This window comes from Rhizobium sp. NPDC090279 (assembly GCF_044769665.1).
GTDB lineage: Bacteria > Pseudomonadota > Alphaproteobacteria > Rhizobiales > Rhizobiaceae > Rhizobium.
Map to the genome: position 1 here is coordinate 92,559 of NZ_JBIVYI010000003.1, position 20,712 is coordinate 113,270.

Sequence of the window (20,712 nt, forward strand, 5' to 3'; positions counted from 1 at the left end):
AACGATAGGCACAGATTTGTCTCCGACGAAATAAGGAGACAGTGCATATGCGTATATTCGTTACCGGTGCGACCGGAAATATCGGCTCGCATGTCGTCAGGGAGTTGATCGGAGCCGGCCATCAGGTGCTCGGCCTTTCCCGCTCGAAGGAAAAGGCGGTTGTGCTTGCTGCTGCTGGTGCCGAAGTCCTTCACGGCACGATCGAGGATATGGAAATCCTGAAAAGCGGCGCCTCGCAATCGGACGGCGTCATCCATCTCGCTTTCAACCACGACTTCTCGAAGTTCGCCCAAAATTGCGAGGATGATCGCCGCGTCATCGCGACGCTTGCCTCGGCTCTTGCGGGTTCGGGCCGGCCGCTGGTCATCACCTCGGGAACGCCGATCGCCAACACGGTGCCGGGCGAGCCCGCCAGGGAAGACAATGCGATCGTCGGTTCCGACAGGCATCCGCGGGCAGCTTCCGAGGAGGCGGCGATCCTTGCCAGCGAAATCGGGGTCAACGTCTCGGTCGTGCGTCTGCCGCAGGTGCATGATCCGGTCAGCCAAGGGCTCATTACCCCGTTGATCGAGATCTACCGGGAAAAGGGCGTCTGCGCCTATGTCGGAGATGGGGCAAGCCGCTGGCCTGCCGCGCATTTTTCCGATGTCGCCCGCCTTTATCGGCTCGTCGTCGAGCGCGCCGAGCCGAATGCCAGATATCACGCGGTTGCCGAGGAAGGCGTGCCTATGCGTGATATTGCCGAAGCCATCGGTCGACGCCTGAACCTGCCGGCCAAATCCGTCGTCAAGGAAGAGGCGCCGCATTATTTCGGCTGGCTCGCTCTGTTTGCCGGCCACGACATGCCGGCCTCCAGCGCCAAGACCCGGCAGAAATTGGGCTGGGAGCCGACGGGTCCGACGCTGCTCGAGGACCTCGCGAGGCTGCAGGTTTCCGCGGCGTAACACCCCCAAGAGCTTCAATCCGTTTACGGCGTGGAGTTGGAGAAGCCGCATGGCTCAAGGTCCGGTCGACTTGGTCGGCCGAACTTTTGCGGATGGGAGACTATGTTCCCAAAGCGCGCTGTCGCGCACGACAGATGGCCAGCAGGGATTAGAATTCGAACGGACGTTTAAAATCGCAAGCCACAAGCGATGAAAATCGGCGCCCGCATCCGCGCTGTTGTGCTTTGACCCAACCAGGAAACCTAGCCTTCTGCTGAGTTTCAGACCGAACTGACGTGTGTAAGCGGGTGCATGAAAATGCCTGCGCAACCGGATGCGTTCCAAAAATGGGTTGATGCCTAACGAACCTGGTCATTTTGCTGGTTTCGAAACAGCACTTCCGTGACAAGTTTGACGAGCCATGTAATGGCTGGGTCGCCAAGTGCATCGCGATGATGCAGTAACGTGAGCGGAAAACCGGGAATGACGATCGGCGGCTCATGGAGCGCGATCGGAAATAACGACGCTGCGTAGAGACAGGCGCTGAGCGGTGCGGTCATGATTGCATCGGATCGACTTGCCGCGGCAAAACCAACCAGCATTTGCGGCATTATCGCCGCGACGCGGCGCCGGCGACCGATGCTGTCGAGGGCAGTATCGATCATCCCGCGCCCGTCGCGATCGTGCGACACGAATATGTGATCGAGGGAGCAATAGGTATCGAGGTCGAGTGTTCCTGCAATGCGCGGATGATCGCGCCTGGAGGCAACGCGGAATACTTCATAACTCACGACGCTGCCTATTGTCTCCCTTGGCGTATCTGGGAATACGCCAAGGGCTACATCGACATTTCCAGCGGCAACGGCGGTTGCCGCACTGTCGTGGCTGAAGGTGCGGAACATAATCCGACAGCGCGGCGCTGTGTGAGCCAGCCACGCCAAGGTTGTCTCGGCGATCGATGCAACGATGGTATCCGGCGCGGCAATGGTAAAGTGGCGAACCGCCGTTCCAGGGTCGAAGTGCCGCCCGATCTGCGCCGCGTTACGCACACTTGCGAGAGCTTCAGCCAGGGGAGGACCCAGCAGTAGCGCACGCGCCGTCGGTTCAACGCCCGTGCCCTTCCTGACAAACAGCGCATCATCAAACACCGCGCGCAGCCGGCCCACGGCGTGACTGACGGCGGACTGGGTGAGGCCCATTTCGACGGCGACTGCGCTCATATTGCGTTTCTTCAGCAGCATTTCGAACACAATGAGCAGCGTCAGGTCGAGGCGGCGAATATGAATGTCATCGATGGAATTCATGAATCGAATTCGATTTTGTTCATAATCGCCAATTGATACAGATTTTGCCGTTCACACGAAAGCCTCTCGGAACGACCTCGCAGGCTCCGGCAAAGGCTGAGCTGTCTTCTCGTAATCGGAGGCTTTGGGCTGATGGGCGCCCCGCTTGGCCAAGCCAATGCTTCAACAATTCAGGGAAATCATTCATGCCGATATCGTTCCTTCAAGAAAAGGCCTGGCCGCTGGCTTCATGGGTCACGGCGATCAATGTCTGGGTTGCAGGCAGCTATTCCATAGCAGGCCTCGTCAGCCCTTTATCGATATTGCCAAGTGGCTATACCGCGACGCCAGCATCGTCTCTGTTTGCCATGTACGCGGCGGCTCGCTCAATTCCGCTGGCGTTGATGGTATGGGTAGCAATCTACAGGCATGCAACATCAACATTGCTTGTGCTTGGCGCGCTTGCCGGCATCATTCAAGTGCTGGACGCCGGAGTAGGCTTGTTTCAGCATGATCCTGGAAAAATTGTCGGACCACTTGTTATCGCCACCCTCCAATTTTGTGCAGTGCTTGTGCTGCGCAGATCCGCGCGGAACACGCTGCATGGCGTGCGCTGATTGCCGATCATTGTAAGAGGCAGAAGAGCGGCATTGTGCAATATCCGGCATCGATAAGGCTAGCAGCACCGACAGGGACAAGCATGGCAAGTCTTCACGCTCACACATGAGCCAAATGGGTCCCAGACCACTCCGGCAATACCCACGGCGTTCACCTGCCGGAATTCTTTCGCCTCAAATATAGGGCGTTCCGGCAAGCGCCACATCGACGCCGGCAAAGCCGCGGTTCATGACGCTTAACAGAGCGGCCTCGGGTTCTGCCTTCTCACGAAAGGCGCGTAGCGCCTCGCCATAAGCGACCACCAGCGTCGCCATCAGCATTGCGCCCGCAAGACGCGCATCGGGATCGGAGTGCGTCCTGCCCACCGCGTCGGACAGCATTCCCGAGAGATCATCGGCAAGCGTCACCTGCAGCTCGCGCGCATGTGTTGTCAGCGCCGGGCTCTCCGCCACCATGCGCCAGAACTGGATGGGCCGCTCCGTGATCCTGAACAGAGGGTGCTGCGCTTCCACCAGTTCACGCATCAGCGCCTGGAAGGCGCGGACGGGCGGCTGCCGGCCACGGTCGGCAATCGCTTTCCGCACCAGCTCCCGCACCTCATCCTCGCGATCGAAGACCAGATCCTCCTTGCGGCGGAAGTAATTGAACACCGTCTTTCTGGCGACATCGGCCTCATCGGCGATATCGGCGACGGACACGTTATCGAAGCCATGCTCCACGAACAGGCGCGTTGCCACGTTGGAGATCGCCTGACGCGTCATCTCCTTCTTGCGGTCCCGGAGTTTGATTCGGTTTGACATGGAGATATTTATACCATAGATAAATTTATACCGAGTATAAAAATCGTACTGCGATCACAAGATCGGTGAAATCGGCACAGGCTTTATGGCTGTTTCCCGTGACCGGACCGCCGCTCGCCCGAATAGGGATGGGCATTTTTCAACGACTCGCGCCGGCTGAGAGTGCTCGAAGCCGGGATGTCTGGCGCCCTTGCGGCGCCGCTCGCTTGAGGAGTTCTGTCTTGAACTATGATGTCTTGATTGCCGGCGGCGGACCCGTTGGCTTGTTTCTCGCCTGTGAGCTGCGTCTCGCTGGCCTTTCCGTATTGGTGCTGGAGCAGGCCGCAGATCCACGCTCGCCGCTGAAGCGCCTTCCGTTTGGCATGCGCGGCCTCTCGGCGCCGACCCTAGAGGCCTTCTACCGTCGCTGCCTGCTGGATGATGTCGCTGCGCCCAAACCTGCGAAGGACGGCTCGGGCGATCGCGCCTCACTGACTGCGCACTGGATGCACCAGTCGCGCCGCCCGGGCGGCCATTTCGCCGGCATCCAGTTTTTTCAAGACAAGATCGACGCCTCGAAGTGGCCCTATCGCCTGCCGAGCCCAGCCGGCACCAGCATGATGGTCGAGATGGAAGGTCTCGAAACGGTCCTGGCCGCTCGCGCTGAGGCGATGGGGGTCGGGATCAGACGCGGCTTCGGCGTCGAGAGCTTCGAGCAGTCGGGTGAGGGCGTCACCGTTCGCGCCGGAGGCGAAACTTTTCGCGGACTGTGGCTCGTCGGCTGCGACGGCGGCCGCAGCACCGTTCGTAAGGCCGGCGGTTTCGAGTTCGTCGGCACCAACCCCGAATTTACCGGCTATTCCGCGGAAATCGAGATAGCGGACCCGCACAAGCTTCGCGTCGGCCGCCACTATACCGCGACGGGCATGTATACTTTTTCGCCGCCGGGCACGATTTCGATGGCCGACTTCGACGGCGGCGCCTTCCACCGCACCGAGCCGATCACGCTCGATCAGGTGCAGGCCGTGCTGCGCCATGTCTCCGGCACCGACATCACCGTGACGGCGCTCAAGCTTGCCACCACATGGACGGATCGCGCCTACCAGGCGACTACCTATCGCAATGGGCGCGTCTTGCTTGCCGGCGACGCCGCGCACATTCATTCGCCCTTGGGCGGCCAGGGCCTCAACCTCGGTCTCGGCGATGCGATGAACCTTGGATGGAAGCTTGCCGCCACCATCCGCGGCGAGGCACCCGAGGGTCTGCTCGATAGCTATTCGAGCGAGCGGCATCCCGTTGGGGCGCAGGTGCTCGACTGGTCGCGCGCTCAGGTCGCGCTCATGCGGCCAAGCCGGAGTTCGCGCGCGCTCGAAGCCGTCATCCGCGATCTGATCGATACGCGCGACGGCGCGACCTATTTCGCCGAACGTGTCTGGGGCGTTTCTCTGCGCTACGATCTTGGCGACATCAATCCGCTGGTGGGCCGCAGCGCCCCCGATTTCGAGCTGGCCGATGGGACGAAGCTTGGCGATCACCTCAGAACGGGCAAGGGCCTGCTGCTGGATTTCGCTGGCAGCGCACCGCTTGAAGCGATCGCGAGCCGCAGGAGTGACCGGATCACTTATGTCGCCGGTGACGCCAAGGATCGGCTGGGCTTGAGTGCCTTGCTCGTGCGCCCCGACGGTTTCGTTGCCTGGGTCGGCGAGGCCGAACCCGATGCCGAGGAAGCCGCTCGAGCTGTGTTGCGATGGTTCGGTGAAGCCGGCAGCTCTGCGGTTCTCAAGCAGCCCGCTCATCGCTGAGCGTTGACACCTGGCGCGATCTATAATTATACATCGTATAATTTAGGAGAGGCGAGATGATTACCGGCCATGTCTTTATCGCAACCAGCTTGGACGGGTTCATCGCGCGCGATAACGGCGACATCGCGTGGCTGCTTGAGCGCGACGCATCGGGCGAGGACCACGGCTACGATGATTTCATAAGGGACATCGACGCCATAATAATGGGCCGAGGTACTTTCGAAGCGGTCCGTGACATGAAACCATGGTTCTACAGTCGCCCGGTGCTTGTTCTTTCAGCCACCTTGGCGGAGCAGCCGGTTCCCGCTGATCTTGCCGGTAAGGTCCGTTTCATGGGGAAATCGCCGCAGCAAGCCATGGCGACGCTCGAAGCGGAAGGGTGCCGCCGTGTCTATGTTGACGGGGGACGTGTCATCCAATCCTTTCTCCTGGAAGGATTGATCAGCGATCTGGTAATCACGCGCGTTCCTATATTGCTCGGCACCGGCCGCCCCTTGTTCGGCCCGGTTCCGCACGACATTAATCTCAGGCACATGGGCACCCGTCCGTTTCCTTCCGGGCTGGTGCAATCGACTTACACGATAGCGCGATGACCAAGCGAAGCCGAGGCAGGCCGCGCGCCGATGAGACGAGCGTGTCACCAGCAAACATCCTTGCCGAGGCCTTGGCTATCCTGGACACCGAGGGTTTTGAAAATCTTACAATGCGCGCCGTAGCCATGCGTGCGGGCATCAATCCGATGACGATTTATCACCATTTCCAAGATCGGGACGGATTGATTGGAGCTTTGGCGGATACGGTCTACGCTGATGTTGCCGTCCCTTTGGAAGGAACTGTTCGATCTCGGATAGAGGGCCTTCTCGGGGCGTATCGAACAAAGGTGGTGCGTCATCCAGGTCTAACCCTTGCTATCTTCTACCGGCCAGGCGTGTTTCCCGACCACGCAAGGCGGATCACGGACAATTTGACAGATCTGCTCGGTGAGCTTGGCCTATCGCCTTCGCGAGCTCTGCTCTGGGTGCATATCCTTGTGGACTATACCCACGGCGCAGCGCTTGCTGTGGCGATGGACGGAAAGGGCGGCGGCTCGCCGGCGGCTGCAACCGATCGGGAGCATGAAAACTACGAACATGCGATCTCTGAACTTCTGGACCGTCTCGATGCGTAGTGTGAACTGCAGCTTGGAGGGCGCCGCGCACACAGCAGTGACGATCGCATGAGGTCGATAGCGGTCAACAGGATATTTCGCCGGTCATGACCCCGGCAAAGATATGTCAGGCTATAGCGTATAATCGGCTATGGACCATGCTGCTGGGTGACATGCTGTTATTAGCGGCAAATGGCGGACAAGGTGGGATTCGAACCCACGGTACGCTTTCACGTACACACGCGTTCCAGGCGTGCGCCTTAAACCACTCGGCCACCTGTCCATCTGCACTTTCGCGTCCGATAAAGGAGCTATTGTGGGAACGGCGCGATATATACCGATGAATTTTCTGGGATCAACCCGAATCTGACAGTTTTTTGACTTCTGGACAAAAAACTACGCGCTTCCCCTCCATTGCGTTTGTCCCACACTCAACTTATCTAAAGAGAAGGACGGAAAAAGAGTGCGACCGGCCAAGCGTGTATGGCCGAGGAAAAGCGAGTATCCGGAGGAGTTTATGCGTTTCCTGTTGCGTTTTGCCAGCCTTGTCGCGCTGGTGGTTGCGGTCATCGCCGGAACTATCGATTCCATCCAGTCCGTTGCGGCTTCGGCCGTGGTCATGACCCCGATGGGCGATGCATGGAACGATGTCAGCCCGTCGTCGCTGGCAAATCTTCGCTCGGCGATCGCCTATTATGTCCACCCCCGCTTCTATGACATGGCAATGCAATGGCTGTTGTTTCAGCCGGCTTTCGCGGTCTTCCTGGTGATCTCGCTGTTTCTGTGGATGATTGCCTACAAGCGTCAGCCAGTCGCCGGCCGCTTCACCGCCTGACAGGGGTCTGGTGTGCCTTTCGACCTGTGCCATTCAGGGATTTCAGTGTTGTCGGCGGTGATCTGACGATGGACTTGTTACGCCGGTGAAGGGGTTAAAACTAGCGATTGCGGAGCGCTGATCGACAACCGTCCTGACCAATAAAATTGCAGTTTTGGGCCGAAATTGTTTAAAAAACGGGTTGTTTGGACGGGTTTTCACCAATTCCCACAAATCTTTACCAACTGAAAAATTTCTCGTGAATTTTTCGTGCAGCCATGCAAGGATGCGCGCCAGCTTGGCCTCGGGGGAGGTCGGCGGTTCCGCAGACATGCCCGGTCAACGGGCTTGCGGGAGGACCCAACAAGATAGAAACAATAGGGCTGCAACACATGAAAAAATCCCTTTTGACGCTTTTCGCCTTGGCTGCCATGTCGGCAACGGCGCTTGCGGCCGACATCAAGCCGGCAATCGTTTATGGAACCGGCGGCAAGTTCGACAAGTCCTTCAACGAAGCTGCCTATAACGGCGCTGAAAAGTTCAAGAAGGAAACCGGCATCGCCTATCGCGACTTCGAGCCGACGGGCGACACCCAGGGCGAACAGGCACTGCGCAACTTCGCCAGCAAGGGCTTCAATCCGGTTATCGCCGTTTCTTTCGCCTGGACCTCGGCTCTCCAGAAGGTTGCCGCTGAATATCCGAAGACCGAATTCGTGCTGATCGACGACAGCCTCGATCTGCCGAACGTTCGCTCCGTCAAGTTCAAGGAAAACGAAGGCTCCTATCTCGCTGGCGTCATGGCCGCGATCGCCTCGAAGTCCGGCAAGGTCGGCTTCGTCGGCGGCATGGACATTCCGCTGATCCGCAAGTTCGAGTGCGGCTACGAGCTGGGTGCGCGCGCTACGAATCCGAAGATCGAAGTGTTCCAGAACATGACCGGCACGACGGGTGCTGCCTGGAATGACCCGGTTCGCGGCGGCGAGCTCACCAAGAACCAGATCGACCAGGGCGCCGACGTTGTTTACGCCGCCGCCGGCGCGACCGGCCTCGGCGTGCTGCAGACGGCTGCCGACAACAAGAAACTGTCGATCGGTGTCGACAGCAACCAGAACTATCTGCATCCGGGTTCCGTTCTGACCTCCGTCGTCAAGCGCGTTGACCTCGCGGTTTACAATGCCTTCAGCGATGCCAAGAACGGCAAGTTCACGCCCGGCACCCAGGAGCTTGGCCTGAAGGAAGATGGCGTCACCGTTGCCATGGACGACAACAACAAGCCGCTCGTCACTCCGGAAATGAAGGCTGCGGTTGACAAGGCGCGGACCGATATCGTCGCTGGTACCATCAAGGTCCACGACTATCTGACCGACAACGCCTGCCCGAAGAACTGATATGAAACAAGGGCGTATGACGAGGCAAAAACGTCATACGCCCTTTTCTTATCCGGAATCCGGTTTCTGGAGCCCCTATAGTGAACCAAACCTCTGCCATCGAACTCGTGGGCATCGACAAGAAGTTCGGTGCTGTCCACGCCAATAAAGATATCAACCTGACCGTCGCCAAGGGCTCGATCCACGGGATCATCGGCGAAAACGGTGCCGGGAAATCGACTCTCATGTCGATCCTCTACGGATTCTATCAGGCCGACAGCGGCGAGATCCGCATCAACGGCAGTCCCATCGCCATCCGCGATAGCCAGACGGCAATATCGGCCGGCATCGGCATGGTGCACCAGCATTTCATGCTGGTCGACAATTTCACCGTCCTTGAAAACGTGATGCTGGGCGCCGAAGGCGGCGCGCTTCTCGCCAAGGGCGTCGCCGCCGCGCGCGCCGAGCTCGGCAGGCTGGAGAAGGATTACGGCCTGGACGTCGATCCCGATGCGTTGATCGAAGAGCTTCCCGTCGGCCAGCAACAGCGCGTCGAGATCCTGAAGGCGATGTATCGCGGTGCCGAGATCCTCATTCTCGACGAACCCACCGGCGTTCTGACGCCAGCCGAAGCCGACAATCTCTTCCGCATCCTTCGCGTGCTGCGCGACCAGGGCAAGACGATCATCCTCATCACCCACAAGCTGCGCGAAATCATGGCGATCACCGATACGGTGTCGGTCATGCGCCGCGGCGAGATGGTTGCCACCCGCAAGACGGCGGAAACGACGGTGGAAGAACTGGCCGAGCTGATGGTCGGCCGCCGCGTGCTGCTGCGCGTCGAAAAGGGCGCTCCCAATCCGGGCGAGGTCCTGCTTTCGGTGCGCAACCTCACCGTCAAGGACGGCCGCGGCGTCACCATGGTCGACAATGTCTCCTTCGATGTCCGCGCCGGCGAGATCGTCGGCATTGCCGGCGTTGCCGGCAACGGCCAGTCGGAATTGCTGGAGGCGATCGCCGGTATCCGCAAGCCGGCTTCCGGCGAGATCCATCTGCATGGCAAGCCGATCGGCAACGCCGATCCGGCCGCGCTGCGCGACCTCGGCCTTGCCCATATTCCCGAAGATCGCCACCACATGGGCCTCGTCCTCAAATTCGAGGAATATGAGAATTCCATGCTCGGCTATCACCGCGACGCCAAATACGGGCGTGGCGGCATGCTCGATCTCGAAGCCATGCGCAAGGATGCCATCGAGAAGATCGAGAAATATGACATTCGTCCGCCGAATGCGCGGCTGAAGACAGCCAATTTCTCCGGCGGTAACCAGCAGAAGATCGTCGTCGCGCGCGAGATCGAACGTGATCCGAAAGCCCTGCTGATCGGCCAGCCGACACGCGGTGTCGATATCGGCGCCATCGAGTTCATCCATCGCCGCATCATCGAGATGCGCGACGCCGGCAAGGCGATCCTGCTGGTTTCGGTGGAGCTGGATGAGATCCGTGCGCTTTCGGATCGCATCCTCGTCATGTTTGCCGGCCACATCGTCGGTGAAAAGTCGGCTGAGGCCGGTGAACAAACGCTCGGCCTGATGATGGCCGGCATTGCCGCGTGAGGCCTCGATGAGCACCGCTTCCGTTTCGCTTCCCAAATGGATCAACTACGGTCTGATCCCGTTTCTCAATCTGATCGTCGCCTTCCTGATCTCGGGCTTGGTCGTCTGGTTTATCGGCGCCAGCCCGCTCGATGCGCTGGCATCTCTCCTAGATGGTGCGCTTGGCAGCGGCGAAGGTATCGGCTTCACGCTTTATTACGCCACCAGCTTTATTTTCACCGGTCTCTCGGTCGCCGTCGCCATCCATGCCGGCCTGTTCAACATCGGCTCGGAAGGCCAGGCCTATGTCGGCGGTCTCGGCTGCGCCCTCGTGGCGCTGACGCTCGACCATTACGTGCCCTGGTATGTAACGATGCCGTTTGCGGTGGTCGGTGCCGCCGTCTTCGGCGCTCTCTGGGCCCTCATCCCCGCCTGGCTGCAGGCCAAGCGCGGCAGCCACGTCGTCATCACCACAATCATGTTCAACTTCATCGCATCGGCGCTGATGAACTTCCTGCTGGTGCATGTGCTGATCGTTCCGGGCAAGATGGCGCCCGAAACCCGCACCTTTCTCGAGGGTGGTCAGCTGCCCAAGCTCGACTGGCTGATGGGTATATTTGGGTCGACCATCGGTGCCGCGCCCCTCAATGTCTCCTTCCTGATCGCGCTGGTCATGTGTTTCCTTGTCTGGGTGCTCGTCTGGCGCACCAAGCTCGGCTATGAAATGCGCACGCTCGGCCTCAGCCCGACGGCTGCAGTCTATGCCGGCATTCCCTATGCCCGCACGGTCATCATCGCCATGCTCATATCGGGTGCCCTTGCCGGTATGATGTCGCTCAATCCGGTCATGGGCGCTTCCGGCCGGTTGCAGATCGAGTTTGTGCTGGGCGCGGGCTTCGTCGGTATCGCCGTGTCGCTGATGGGCCGCAACCATCCGTTGGGCATTATCCCGGCGGCGCTTCTGTTCGGCATTCTTTATAGGGGTGGCGACACGCTGCCTTTTGACATACCTCAGATCACGCGCGATATGATCGTGGTAATCCAAGGTCTCGTTATCCTGTTTGCCGGCGCTCTCGAATATATGTTCCGCCCCGCGCTCGTGCGCATCTACCAGCAATTTGCTAGAACGTAAGGATCGGACGATGGATTATTATGATCTTCTGATCGCTATATTTGGCTCGACTATCCGTCTGTCGATTCCGCTTATCTTCACAGCGTTGGCGGGCCTGTTTTCCGAGCGCGCCGGCATCTTCGACATCGGTCTTGAGGGCAAGATGCTGGCATCCGCCTTCGCGGCAGCCTGCGTTGCCGCCATCAGCGGCTCGGCTTGGGCGGGTCTCGGCGCCGGCATCGTCGTTTCGGTTCTTCTCGGTCTGCTACACGGCTTCACATCGATTACCAATCGCGGCAACCAGATCGTTTCGGGCGTTGCCATCAACTTCCTGACGGCCGGCTTGACCATTGTTCTTGGCAATGCCTGGTTCGGCCAGGGCGGGCGTACGCCGACTTTGCCCGCCACCGCACGCTTTTCCGGCATCACCCTGCCGGGTGTCGACGCTGTCCGCGATATCCCGTTCATCGGGCCGCTCTACGCCAATGTCATCTCCGGCAACAACATCCTGACTTATCTCGCCTTCCTTGCCGTGCCGATTTCCTGGTGGATTCTCTATCGCACCCGCTTCGGCTTGCGCCTGCGCGCTGTCGGCGAAAATCCGGGTGCTGTCGATACCGCCGGCATCTCGGTCGAATGGCTTCGCTATCGTTCGCTGATTGTCGCGGGCGTCCTCTGCGGCTTCTCCGGCACCTATCTCGCCATCGCCCAGTCGGCCGCTTTCATCAACAACATGTCGGCAGGCAAGGGCTATATCGCTCTCGCCGCACTGATTTTCGCCAAGTGGAAGCCGGTGCCGGTCATGTTCACCTGCCTTCTCTTCGGCTTCCTCGATGCCTTCGCCAATTTCATGCAGGGCAAGACGATTCCGGGCATGGGTGAGGTGCCGGTACAGATTTTCCAGGCGCTGCCCTATATTCTGACCTGCATCCTGCTTGCAGGCTTTATCGGCGTCGCCAAGCCCCCGAAGGCCGGTGGCGTGCCCTATACCAAGGAGCGCTAGTCCATGTCGCATGATCTGTTCGAGGCCGCTCGCGGAGCGATGGCCTTCGCCCATGCTCCCTATTCGAAATTTCCGGTCGGCGCGGCGATCCGTGCCGAGGATGGCAAGATCTATACCGGCGCCAATATCGAGAACCTGTCCTTCCCGCAGGGCTGGTGCGCCGAACCGACTGCGATCGGCCAGATGATCATGGGCGGCGCCAAGCAGATCGTCGAGATCGCCGTCATCGCGGAGAAACTGCCGCTTTGCCCGCCCTGCGGCGGCTGCCGGCAGAAGATCGCCGAATTTGCCAGTAAGGGAACGCGGATCTATCTTTGCGACGAAACCGGCGTGAGGAAGACCATGACCATGGACGAGATGCTGCCCTTCAGCTTTGAGACGGAGGTACTCGGATGAGCGCCGCCGTCGACATCCTCACCGAGAAGCTCGGCGATCTGAAGCCGCGCTACGGCGTCATCCTCGGCTCCGGCCTCGGTTCGCTTGTCGATCAGGTCGCGGAAGCCGTGCGCATCCCCTATGCCGATCTACCCGGTTTCCCCGTCAGCGCCGTCTCCGGCCATGCCGGCACGCTGGTCGCGGGCAAGCTCGGCGACGTCCCGGTCATCATGCTCTCCGGCCGGGTGCATTACTACGAAAGGGGTGACGCCAACGCCATGCGCGCGCCGATCGAGACCTTGAAGGCCCTTGGCGTCGATACGCTGATCCTGACGAACTCGGCTGGATCGCTGCGCGAGGAGATGTCGCCGGGATCGGTGATGCAGATTACCGATCACATCAATTATTCCGGCATGAATCCGCTGATCGGCGAGGAAAGCGACAAGCGTTTCGTCGGCATGACCAGCGCCTATGATAGCGATCTCATCATGCGCATGCGCAAGGCTGCGGAAAAGGCCGAGATCAAGCTGTCGCACGGCGTCTATATGTGGTTCTCCGGACCGAGCTTCGAAACGCCGGCCGAGATCCGCATGGCACGCATCCTCGGTGCCGATGCCGTCGGCATGTCGACCGTGCCTGAGGTCATCCTGGCGCGTCTTTTCGGCTTGAGGGTTGCTGCCGCCTCCGTCATCACTAACTATGGTGCTGGCATGACGGGCGCCGAACTCTCGCATGACGAGACGAAGGATATGGCGCCGGTCGGCGGCACACGCCTCGCCGCTATCTTGAAAGAAATGATTGCTGACGAAGGAGATCCACAATGACGGGCCATTCCCTCAGAGAAACGGCGGCCGTTGCGCTTTCTCTGCTCGACCTGACCAATCTCAAGGATGACTGCACGCCGGCACAGATCGAGGCGCTGTGCGCCCGTGCGCAATCGCCTTATGGCAATACCGCCGCCATCTGCATCTGGCCGCGCTTCGTCGCTCAGGCGCGCGGCATTCTCGGAATAGATCACGCCGTGAAGATTGCGACCGTGGTGAACTTCCCCGGTGGCGACATGGAGGTGGCAGACGTCGCGGCTGAAGCCCGCGAGGCGATCGCCGATGGCGCCGACGAGATCGATCTGGTCATTCCCTACCGTGCATTCCTGGCCGGCAATGAACAGGCCGTCACCGATATGGTCGCCGCCGTCAAGGCCGAGTGCAAGGAACCGGTCATCCTGAAGACCATTCTCGAAACCGGCGAGTTGAGGGACGCGGCGTTGATCCAGCGTGCTTCCGAACTGGCGATCGACGCCGGCGCGGATTTCATCAAGACGTCCACAGGCAAGGTTACCGTCAACGCGACGCTGGAGGCCGCCGACATCATGCTGCGGGCGATCCGTGCCAGCGGCCGAAAGGTCGGTTTCAAGCCGGCCGGCGGTATCGGCTCGGTCTCCGATGCGGCGCTTTATCTCAGCCTCGCCGAGACCATCATGGCGCCCGACTGGGCCATGCCGTCGACCTTCCGCTTCGGTGCGTCGAGCCTGCTCGACGATATTCTGAACGTATTGGCCGGCGGCGAGTCCAAGACGGCGTCTTCGGGCTACTGATCCATGATCCCGCAGGAGATCATCCGGCAGAAGCGTAACGGCGGCACGCTGTCAGCTGCCGATATCGATGGGTTCATCGGCGCATTGGGGCGTGGTGAACTGGCTGAAAGCCAGATCGGCGCCTTCGCCATGGCCGTCTGGTTTCGCGGCATGACGCGGGAAGAGACCGTGGCCCTGACGCTCGCCATGGCCCGCTCCGGCGATATTCTGTCCTGGGACGGCATCGGCAGGCCGATTGCCGACAAGCATTCGACTGGCGGCGTCGGCGATAATGTCTCGCTGATGCTGGCGCCCATCGCGGCCGCCTGCGGCCTGGCAGTTCCCATGATCTCCGGCCGCGGCCTCGGACATACCGGCGGCACCCTCGACAAGCTCGAATCCATTCCCGGCTACGGGATTACGCCGGATGCGGCCCGCTTCCGCAAGGTGGTCGACGAGGTCGGCTGCGCCATCATCGGCCAGACCGGCGCGCTGGCGCCCGCCGATGGCAAGCTTTATGCGGTGCGCGACGTCACCGCGACCGTCGATTCCGCCCCCCTGATTACCGCCTCCATTCTGTCGAAGAAACTGGCGGCGGGGCTTGAAACGCTGGTGCTCGACGTCAAGATCGGCAGCGGCGCCTTCATGACCTCGCAGGAGGAGGCAGAAACGCTGGCGCGCTCGCTGGTGGAGGTGGCAAATGGCGGCGGGGTGAAGACCTCGGCGCTTATCACCGACATGAACGAGCCGCTCGCCGATGCCGCCGGCAATGTCGTCGAACTTCACAACTGCCTCGATTTCCTGAAGGGGAACAAGGCAGGCACGCGGCTCGAAACGATTGTCCTTGCCTTTGCGTCCGAAATGCTGGTTCAGGCCGGCATTGCCACGAACGCCGTCGAGGCGGAGGGCCGGGCGCGCGAGGCCTTGGCATCCGGCAAGGCGGCTGAGATTTTTGGCCGGATGGTGCATGGGCTCGGCGGCCCGGTGGATTTGCTTGAACATCCTAATCGCTATCTGGTCACCGCGCCGGTGCAGAAGCCTGTTCTCGCCGCCGCCGATGGATGGCTTGGCAGCTGTGACGCGCGTGCGATTGGCATGAGCGTCATCGACCTCGGCGGCGGCCGCCGCCGTCCGCAGGACAAGATCGATCATCGCGTCGGATTCAGCGATATCCTGCCGCTTGGTACGCGGGTCAGCAAGGGCGACCGTATCGCTACTGTTCACGCGGCGGACGAGGCGAGCGCGGAGAGAGCTGCGGCCGATTTGTCGGCTAACTATCGTGTTGTGGAGGCGGCTCCGGTTTTGCCACCAGTCATTCTCAGCAGAATTTGATATGAAAGCAGCGGCCTTGTGAAATGCCCTGATGTCCTATTGCTTCAGCAGTAGGGTGCCGTTCTGCACTCCATAGGAGTTCAGCTTCTTCATGAAGCTCATGCCGATGAGCGTCGTACTCAGTGCGCTATCCTTCGCTACCACGGCGTCGATATCGCGAACCCGGATCGTGCCGATCTCCAGGCGGTCGAGTTTGATATAGGCAACTTTGGACGCGCCATTCGCGGTTTGGACCGAGTAGCGAAAGTCGAGATCGACGCTGCTGAAGCCGAGGCTGCGCGCGGTACTCTCGTTCATCGCCACATAGGTCGCGCCGGTATCGATCATCCCATGCACGGACCGGCCGTTGATGCTGAAATCACCTTCATAGTGGCCGCCGGCATTGGCGCGCAGCTGAACGCTACCATAGGATACAGGAGCCTCCAACTTTGGCGGCGCGAGCGACACGGCCTCTATCGGTGCCGGCCTTTCCGCGCGCTCTTCGTAGCTATCCACCAGCATCGGCACCTGGGTCGCTGCAACGGCAATGATACCGGCAAAGACAAGAACGCGAACGAGCATCGGCAAGGCCCCTCCTGCGGGCCATGCTATCTATAGGCCAGCTTTGCTGAAATGCCGCTAATGCAATCAATAAAAAGCCCGGCAGTTGGATAACCGCCGGGCTCCATAAAAAGTATAATAGCTGATTTTACTTCGTACCGTACATGCGGTCGCCGGCATCGCCGAGGCCGGGCACGATATAGCCCTTCTCGTTCAGATGGCTGTCGATGGCGGCGGTGAAGACCGGCACGTCCGGATGCGCGCCGCGGAAATTGGCGATACCTTCAGGCGCCGCCAGCAGGCACAGGAAACGGATATTGTGGGCGCCGCGTTCTTTCAGCTTGTCGATCGCGGCAATCGAGGAATTGCCGGTTGCCAGCATCGGATCGACGACGATGATCAGGCGCTCGGAAATATCCTCAGGCGCCTTAAAGTAATATTCGACCGGCTGCAGCGTCTCGTGATCGCGGTAGACGCCGATATGCGAGACGCGGGCTGAGGGTACGAGATCGAGCATGCCTTCGAGCAGGCCGTTGCCGGCGCGCAGGATCGAGGCGAAGACCAGCTTCTTGCCTTCGAGGATCGGCGCATCCATCGGCTGCAGCGGCGTCTCGATGGTCTCGATCGTCAGTTCCAGGTCGCGCGTCACTTCGTAACAGAGCAGCGTCGAAATCTCGCGCAGCAGCCGGCGGAAGCTGCCCGTCGACGTGTCCTTCTTGCGCATGATTGTGAGCTTGTGCTGCACAAGCGGGTGATCGATGACAGTGACGCCGTCCATGGTTTCAGCCTTCCAGTAGTTCCGTGATATGAGATGGTTCTTCCACGGAAATCGCCTCTGGTGCAAGAAAATAGGCCGCTTTGCGGGATTTCATCCCCAATCTGCGGCCCAAATCCTCATTTTACAGCCTTGTCAGTAACGCCGCCCGTGTCGCTTCGTCCACGAACGCCGCCTCGATCGCCGTGCGCGTCATCGCGTTGATCTCGTCGTCGCTAAAGCCGAAAGCCGACGAAGCCAGTTCGTATTCGCGCTTCAGCGAGGTATGGAAGAACGGCGGATCGTCGGAATTGATCGTCACCTTCACGCCGGCATCGCGCAGCTTGCGCAGCGGATGCGACTGGAAATCCGGAAAGACGTTCAGCGCGATGTTGGAGCCGGGGCAGACCTCGAGCACCGTGCCGAGATCGGCGAGGCGCTTGACGAGATCCATATCCTCGATGGCGCGCACGCCGTGGCCGATACGATCAGGGCGCACCAGCTCGACGGCATCGGCGACGGAAAAGGCGCCGCAAACTTCGCCGGCATGGATGGTGATACCGAGCCCAGCTTCGCGGGCGATGTCGAAGGCGCGGGCATAGTCGGCGACGCGGCCCATGCGCTCTTCGCCGGCCATGTTGAAGCCCGATATCAACGGATTGTCGCTTTTGGCCGCATATTCCGCCGCCTTCACCACCCGGTCCGGGCCGAAATGCCGTTCGCCGGTTACGATCAGCCGCGCCTCGATGCCGGTCTTTGCCTTTGCGGCACGAATGCCGGCCGAAACGCCGGCAATATAGGCATCGGCACCAAGGCCGATGCGGTCGCCATGGTCGGGCGAGACGATGAGTTCACTATAGATCGTGCCGATGCCGGCAAGCTCTTCCAGATAGGTTTCCGTCAAGAGCGCATAGTCTTCCTCGGTGCGGTAGATCTCGGAAACCTTGTCGTAGCAGACGAGGAATTCGGCAAAATCCTTCCAGAGGTAGATACCGTCCTTGAGGAAGGCGCTGGTATCGACGCCGTATTTCTCCGCCTGTGCCAGCGTCAGCGCCGGCGGTGCCGCGCCCTCCAGATGGCAGTGCAGCTCCACTTTCTTCAAATGCGATGTCAAAGGAAACTCCTCCCGTGCGGCCCGGCCGCAATTCCTAGATGTTTCGCGACCGTCTCGCCGATATCGGCATAGGTCTGGCGGACGCCGATGGAGCGGGCACGAATGCCCGGTCCGTAAGCCATGACCGGCACGCGCTCGCGCGTGTGATCGGTGCCGCGCCAGGTCGGGTCGCAACCATGATCGGCCGTCAGAATGACGAGATCGCCGGCCTTCAGTTTCTTGTGAACTTCCGGTAGCCGCGCGTCGAAGGCCTCGAGTGCTGCGGCATAGCCGGGCACATCGCGGCGGTGGCCATAGAGCATGTCGAAGTCGACGAAATTGGTGAAAACCAGATCGCCGTCCTCGGCTTCGTCCATGGCCTTCAGCGTCGCATCCATCAGCGCCATGTTACCATTGGCCTTGATGACCCTGGAGATGCCCTGGTGGGCGAAGATATCGCCGATCTTGCCGACTGCGTGCACCGTGCGCTCGGCCTTGACCAGGCGGTCGAGCAGTGTCGGCTCCGGCGGCAGCACGGAGAAATCGCGGCGGTTTCCGGTTCGCTCGAATGTCGCCACGGTCTCGCCGACGAAAGGGCGGGCGATGACGCGGCCGATATTGTAAGCGTCGAGCAGGCTACGCACGATCTTGCAGAGGCCGATCAGCCGATCGAGGCCGAAATGCCGCTCATGCGCCGCGATCTGGAAGACGGAGTCGGACGAAGTATAGCAGATCGGCTTGCCGCTGCGGATGTGCTCTTCCCCGAGCCTGGCGATGATATCGGTGCCGGATGCATGACAATTGCCGAGAATGCCCGGCAGATCGGCGGCCTCGCAGATGGCTTTCACCAGCTCCGGCGGGAAGGCATCGCCCTCTGCCGGAAAGTAACCCCAGTCGAACATGACGGGCGTTCCGGCTATCTCCCAATGGCCCGATGGCGTGTCCTTGCCGCGGGAGACTTCATTGGCGCAGCCGTGGAGACCATAGAGTTTTTCCGGTCGCGGCATGCCGGCCGGATAATTGCCCGTTGCCGCCTTGGCGATCTCCAGCAGGCCAAGGCCGGACATGATCGGCAGAGCGAGCGGCCCCTGGCGCAGGCCCTCCCGGTCGGCGGCGCCCGCGGCACAGAATTCGGCGATATGGCCAAGCGTGTCGGCCCCTTCGTCGCCGTAGCTTGCCGCATCAGGGCCGCCGCCGACACCGAAAGAATCCAGAACGAAGAGAAAGGCGCGCGCCATAGATCACCCGATAAGAATGCCGTCACCCGGGGAGGTCTTCCGGGTCATTGGACGTCACCCATATAACGGAGGCATCGACTTGGCAATTTTCCGTTTGGAAGGGTTCTCCAGGCGCCGCCCTTGCGGTGGAGTTCCTAGCAGTCGCTGCAGCTGATCGAATTGCCGACGCGCTGCCGGTAGTAATATTGCCGGCTGATGGTGATCTGGTTGGTGCCGCTCGGCAGGAAATTGGTGCCGAAGCTGATAAGCTGATAGGGAAGGGCAAGCTCGCTGCGGACGAGGAATGTGCTTGCCTGGTTCAGGTTGGCAGGCACCGTGACCGTGGAGCCGGCGGTATATGGCCTGGTTCCGTCCTGCGCCCAGGACCAGGCGACGGTTGCCTTGCCTGTCGTGTCGATCGTAATGCCGGTGATCTTCAGCGTCAGGCCCGTCGTGCCGTAGGGCGCGAAGATCGCGCCGGCGACGGAGGGCATGGTCGCGAGCACGGATTTAGTGACCGTCGATTGCTGCGAGACGATATCGGCGATCGAACCGGCCGAACGGCTGGCGCGCTTCGATGCGTTGAGGCCGACGGTAAGCTCGAAGGCACCGAGATAGAGCATCAGCAATACGGGGAAGAGAATGGCGAACTCGATCGCGCCGACGCCACGTTCGTCGCGGGCGAAACGTCTCAGGATGCAGAAGGGCGCGCTTTCCTTTCCAGGCATGCTGACGGGGCCGCTCACGGATAATTCTCGTTCTGGAAGGCGGCGGTTGCGACAATGAGATAGACCGACGCCGAGCCGTCGGTTGGACGCACGTTGGTAAGATAGGGGCGCAGCAGATCCGTGATGATCTGCCAGCGATAGTAGGCGCGCACCATGTTCAGCGATTTGGCACCGCCGGGCGTGAAGGCAAAACCTGTGGTGTTGAGATCGGAATAGGGATCGGTCGACGACTTGCGGGGGATCGTCGTCGGCATGGACGCAAAGGTCGAATAGCTCTCCACATCGAGATAGAGGTTTGCCGGCGTCTGTACTTCAGACGCGGAACAGGTGATGAGCACGGCAATCTCGTTGCAGAATGACTGCCGGAATTGCTGCGATGTCGTATAGGAGGTCTTGTTGGGATCGGTGGTGATCTGCCCGGTCCGGATCTGCCGCGCCAGGGTATCGACGGCGTTTGAAACGACCTGCTCCGCCGTAAAGGCGACGAAGGTCTCGATGATGGCGAAGACGATCAGAAAATAGGGGATGGCAAGCAAGGCAAATTCGATCGCTGCTGTCCCGTCCCGAGAACGCACGAATTCGCGAAAGCGGCCCCGGGCATATCGCCGTGCGGGGTTCGTATTGGCGAGAAGGGCGTCATCTGATGTCATGGGGAGTCCGC

At 60.5% G+C, this 20,712-nt stretch carries 23 protein-coding genes and 1 tRNA gene; 14 read left to right on the plus strand and 10 right to left on the minus strand.

What is annotated here, in order from left to right; translation table 11 throughout:
* Positions 1–47 precede the first annotated feature (47 nt).
* Positions 48–944, plus strand: a complete 897-nt coding sequence (locus tag ACIQWP_RS08395) for an SDR family oxidoreductase (RefSeq protein WP_402784678.1) — start codon at positions 48–50, stop codon at positions 942–944.
* 338 nt (positions 945–1,282) lie between these two features.
* Here the strand turns inward: ACIQWP_RS08395 and ACIQWP_RS08400 are convergent, their stop codons facing one another.
* Positions 1,283–2,227, minus strand: a complete 945-nt coding sequence (locus tag ACIQWP_RS08400) for a LysR family transcriptional regulator (RefSeq protein ID WP_402784681.1) — start codon at positions 2,225–2,227, stop codon at positions 1,283–1,285.
* 185 nt (positions 2,228–2,412) lie between these two features.
* On the opposite strand from ACIQWP_RS08400, the gene ACIQWP_RS08405 reads away from it, so the two are divergent.
* Positions 2,413–2,823: a hypothetical protein gene (locus ACIQWP_RS08405; protein WP_402784684.1), complete on the plus strand. Its 411-nt coding sequence runs from the start codon at positions 2,413–2,415 to the stop codon at positions 2,821–2,823.
* A gap of 174 nt (positions 2,824–2,997) precedes the next feature.
* On the opposite strand, the gene ACIQWP_RS08410 is transcribed toward ACIQWP_RS08405, so the two are convergent.
* Positions 2,998–3,624 (minus strand): TetR/AcrR family transcriptional regulator, encoded by a 627-nt coding sequence (locus tag ACIQWP_RS08410; RefSeq protein ID WP_402784687.1) that lies wholly within the window; start codon positions 3,622–3,624, stop codon positions 2,998–3,000.
* Between the two features lie 221 nt (positions 3,625–3,845).
* On the opposite strand from ACIQWP_RS08410, the gene ACIQWP_RS08415 reads away from it, so the two are divergent.
* The 3 genes from ACIQWP_RS08415 to ACIQWP_RS08425 are packed head-to-tail and all read left to right on the plus strand — an operon-like array spanning position 3,846 to position 6,573.
* A complete protein-coding gene (locus tag ACIQWP_RS08415; protein ID WP_402784689.1) occupies positions 3,846–5,405 on the plus strand; it encodes an FAD-dependent monooxygenase in 1,560 nt (519 codons plus the stop codon).
* A gap of 56 nt (positions 5,406–5,461) precedes the next feature.
* The gene (locus tag ACIQWP_RS08420; RefSeq protein WP_402784692.1) at positions 5,462–5,998 is read left to right on the plus strand and encodes a dihydrofolate reductase family protein; all 537 of its coding nucleotides are present in this window, start codon (positions 5,462–5,464) and stop codon (positions 5,996–5,998) included.
* Positions 5,995–6,573 (plus strand): TetR/AcrR family transcriptional regulator, encoded by a 579-nt coding sequence (locus ACIQWP_RS08425; RefSeq protein WP_402784694.1) that lies wholly within the window; start codon positions 5,995–5,997, stop codon positions 6,571–6,573. The genes ACIQWP_RS08420 and ACIQWP_RS08425 overlap by 4 nt, the downstream gene beginning before the upstream one ends.
* A gap of 172 nt (positions 6,574–6,745) precedes the next feature.
* Here the strand turns inward: ACIQWP_RS08425 and ACIQWP_RS08430 are convergent.
* Positions 6,746–6,835, minus strand: a tRNA-Ser gene (locus tag ACIQWP_RS08430).
* A 234-nt stretch (positions 6,836–7,069) separates the two neighbouring features.
* On the opposite strand from ACIQWP_RS08430, the gene ACIQWP_RS08435 reads away from it, so the two are divergent.
* Positions 7,070–7,387, plus strand: coding sequence for a hypothetical protein (locus ACIQWP_RS08435; RefSeq protein ID WP_402784697.1), 318 nt, complete (start codon positions 7,070–7,072; stop codon positions 7,385–7,387).
* A 42-nt stretch (positions 7,388–7,429) separates the two neighbouring features.
* On the opposite strand, the gene ACIQWP_RS08440 is transcribed toward ACIQWP_RS08435, so the two are convergent.
* Complete coding sequence (locus ACIQWP_RS08440; protein ID WP_402784700.1) at positions 7,430–7,699, minus strand: hypothetical protein; 270 nt, start codon at positions 7,697–7,699, stop codon at positions 7,430–7,432.
* A 59-nt stretch (positions 7,700–7,758) separates the two neighbouring features.
* On the opposite strand from ACIQWP_RS08440, the gene ACIQWP_RS08445 reads away from it, so the two are divergent.
* From ACIQWP_RS08445 to deoA, 8 genes are all read left to right on the plus strand, one after another.
* Entirely contained in the window at positions 7,759–8,754 is a 996-nt protein-coding gene (locus ACIQWP_RS08445; protein ID WP_402784703.1) for a BMP family protein, read from the plus strand.
* An 80-nt stretch (positions 8,755–8,834) separates the two neighbouring features.
* The gene (locus tag ACIQWP_RS08450; RefSeq protein WP_402784705.1) at positions 8,835–10,346 is read left to right on the plus strand and encodes an ABC transporter ATP-binding protein; all 1,512 of its coding nucleotides are present in this window, start codon (positions 8,835–8,837) and stop codon (positions 10,344–10,346) included.
* Positions 10,347–10,353: 7 nt separating this feature from the next.
* Positions 10,354–11,457 (plus strand): ABC transporter permease, encoded by a 1,104-nt coding sequence (locus ACIQWP_RS08455; protein ID WP_402784707.1) that lies wholly within the window; start codon positions 10,354–10,356, stop codon positions 11,455–11,457.
* A gap of 10 nt (positions 11,458–11,467) precedes the next feature.
* Positions 11,468–12,439: an ABC transporter permease gene (locus ACIQWP_RS08460; RefSeq protein WP_402784710.1), complete on the plus strand. Its 972-nt coding sequence runs from the start codon at positions 11,468–11,470 to the stop codon at positions 12,437–12,439.
* Between the two features lie 3 nt (positions 12,440–12,442).
* Positions 12,443–12,835: a cytidine deaminase gene (locus ACIQWP_RS08465; protein ID WP_402784713.1), complete on the plus strand. Its 393-nt coding sequence runs from the start codon at positions 12,443–12,445 to the stop codon at positions 12,833–12,835.
* Positions 12,832–13,638, plus strand: a complete 807-nt coding sequence (locus tag ACIQWP_RS08470) for a purine-nucleoside phosphorylase (RefSeq protein ID WP_402784716.1) — start codon at positions 12,832–12,834, stop codon at positions 13,636–13,638. Before ACIQWP_RS08465 ends, ACIQWP_RS08470 begins: the two co-directional genes overlap by 4 nt.
* Positions 13,635–14,408: a deoxyribose-phosphate aldolase gene (gene deoC / locus ACIQWP_RS08475; RefSeq protein ID WP_402784718.1), complete on the plus strand. Its 774-nt coding sequence runs from the start codon at positions 13,635–13,637 to the stop codon at positions 14,406–14,408. The genes ACIQWP_RS08470 and deoC overlap by 4 nt, the downstream gene beginning before the upstream one ends.
* A gap of 3 nt (positions 14,409–14,411) precedes the next feature.
* The gene (gene deoA / locus ACIQWP_RS08480; RefSeq protein WP_402784721.1) at positions 14,412–15,719 is read left to right on the plus strand and encodes a thymidine phosphorylase; all 1,308 of its coding nucleotides are present in this window, start codon (positions 14,412–14,414) and stop codon (positions 15,717–15,719) included.
* Between the two features lie 36 nt (positions 15,720–15,755).
* Here deoA and ACIQWP_RS08485 read toward each other — a convergent pair whose 3' ends face one another.
* From ACIQWP_RS08485 to ACIQWP_RS08510, 6 genes are all read right to left on the minus strand, one after another.
* Positions 15,756–16,280, minus strand: coding sequence for a TIGR02281 family clan AA aspartic protease (locus tag ACIQWP_RS08485; RefSeq protein ID WP_402784724.1), 525 nt, complete (start codon positions 16,278–16,280; stop codon positions 15,756–15,758).
* A 127-nt stretch (positions 16,281–16,407) separates the two neighbouring features.
* The gene (upp, locus tag ACIQWP_RS08490) at positions 16,408–17,037 is read right to left on the minus strand and encodes a uracil phosphoribosyltransferase (protein WP_402784727.1); all 630 of its coding nucleotides are present in this window, start codon (positions 17,035–17,037) and stop codon (positions 16,408–16,410) included.
* A 121-nt stretch (positions 17,038–17,158) separates the two neighbouring features.
* The gene (locus ACIQWP_RS08495) at positions 17,159–18,127 is read right to left on the minus strand and encodes an adenosine deaminase (protein WP_402784730.1); all 969 of its coding nucleotides are present in this window, start codon (positions 18,125–18,127) and stop codon (positions 17,159–17,161) included.
* Positions 18,124–19,344 (minus strand): phosphopentomutase, encoded by a 1,221-nt coding sequence (locus ACIQWP_RS08500; RefSeq protein ID WP_402784733.1) that lies wholly within the window; start codon positions 19,342–19,344, stop codon positions 18,124–18,126. Before ACIQWP_RS08500 ends, ACIQWP_RS08495 begins: the two co-directional genes overlap by 4 nt.
* Before the next feature lie 134 nt (positions 19,345–19,478).
* Complete coding sequence (locus ACIQWP_RS08505; RefSeq protein WP_402786079.1) at positions 19,479–20,051, minus strand: TadE/TadG family type IV pilus assembly protein; 573 nt, start codon at positions 20,049–20,051, stop codon at positions 19,479–19,481.
* Positions 20,052–20,065: 14 nt separating this feature from the next.
* Entirely contained in the window at positions 20,066–20,701 is a 636-nt protein-coding gene (locus ACIQWP_RS08510) for a TadE/TadG family type IV pilus assembly protein (RefSeq protein ID WP_402784736.1), read from the minus strand.
* Positions 20,702–20,712: the final 11 nt, after the last annotated feature.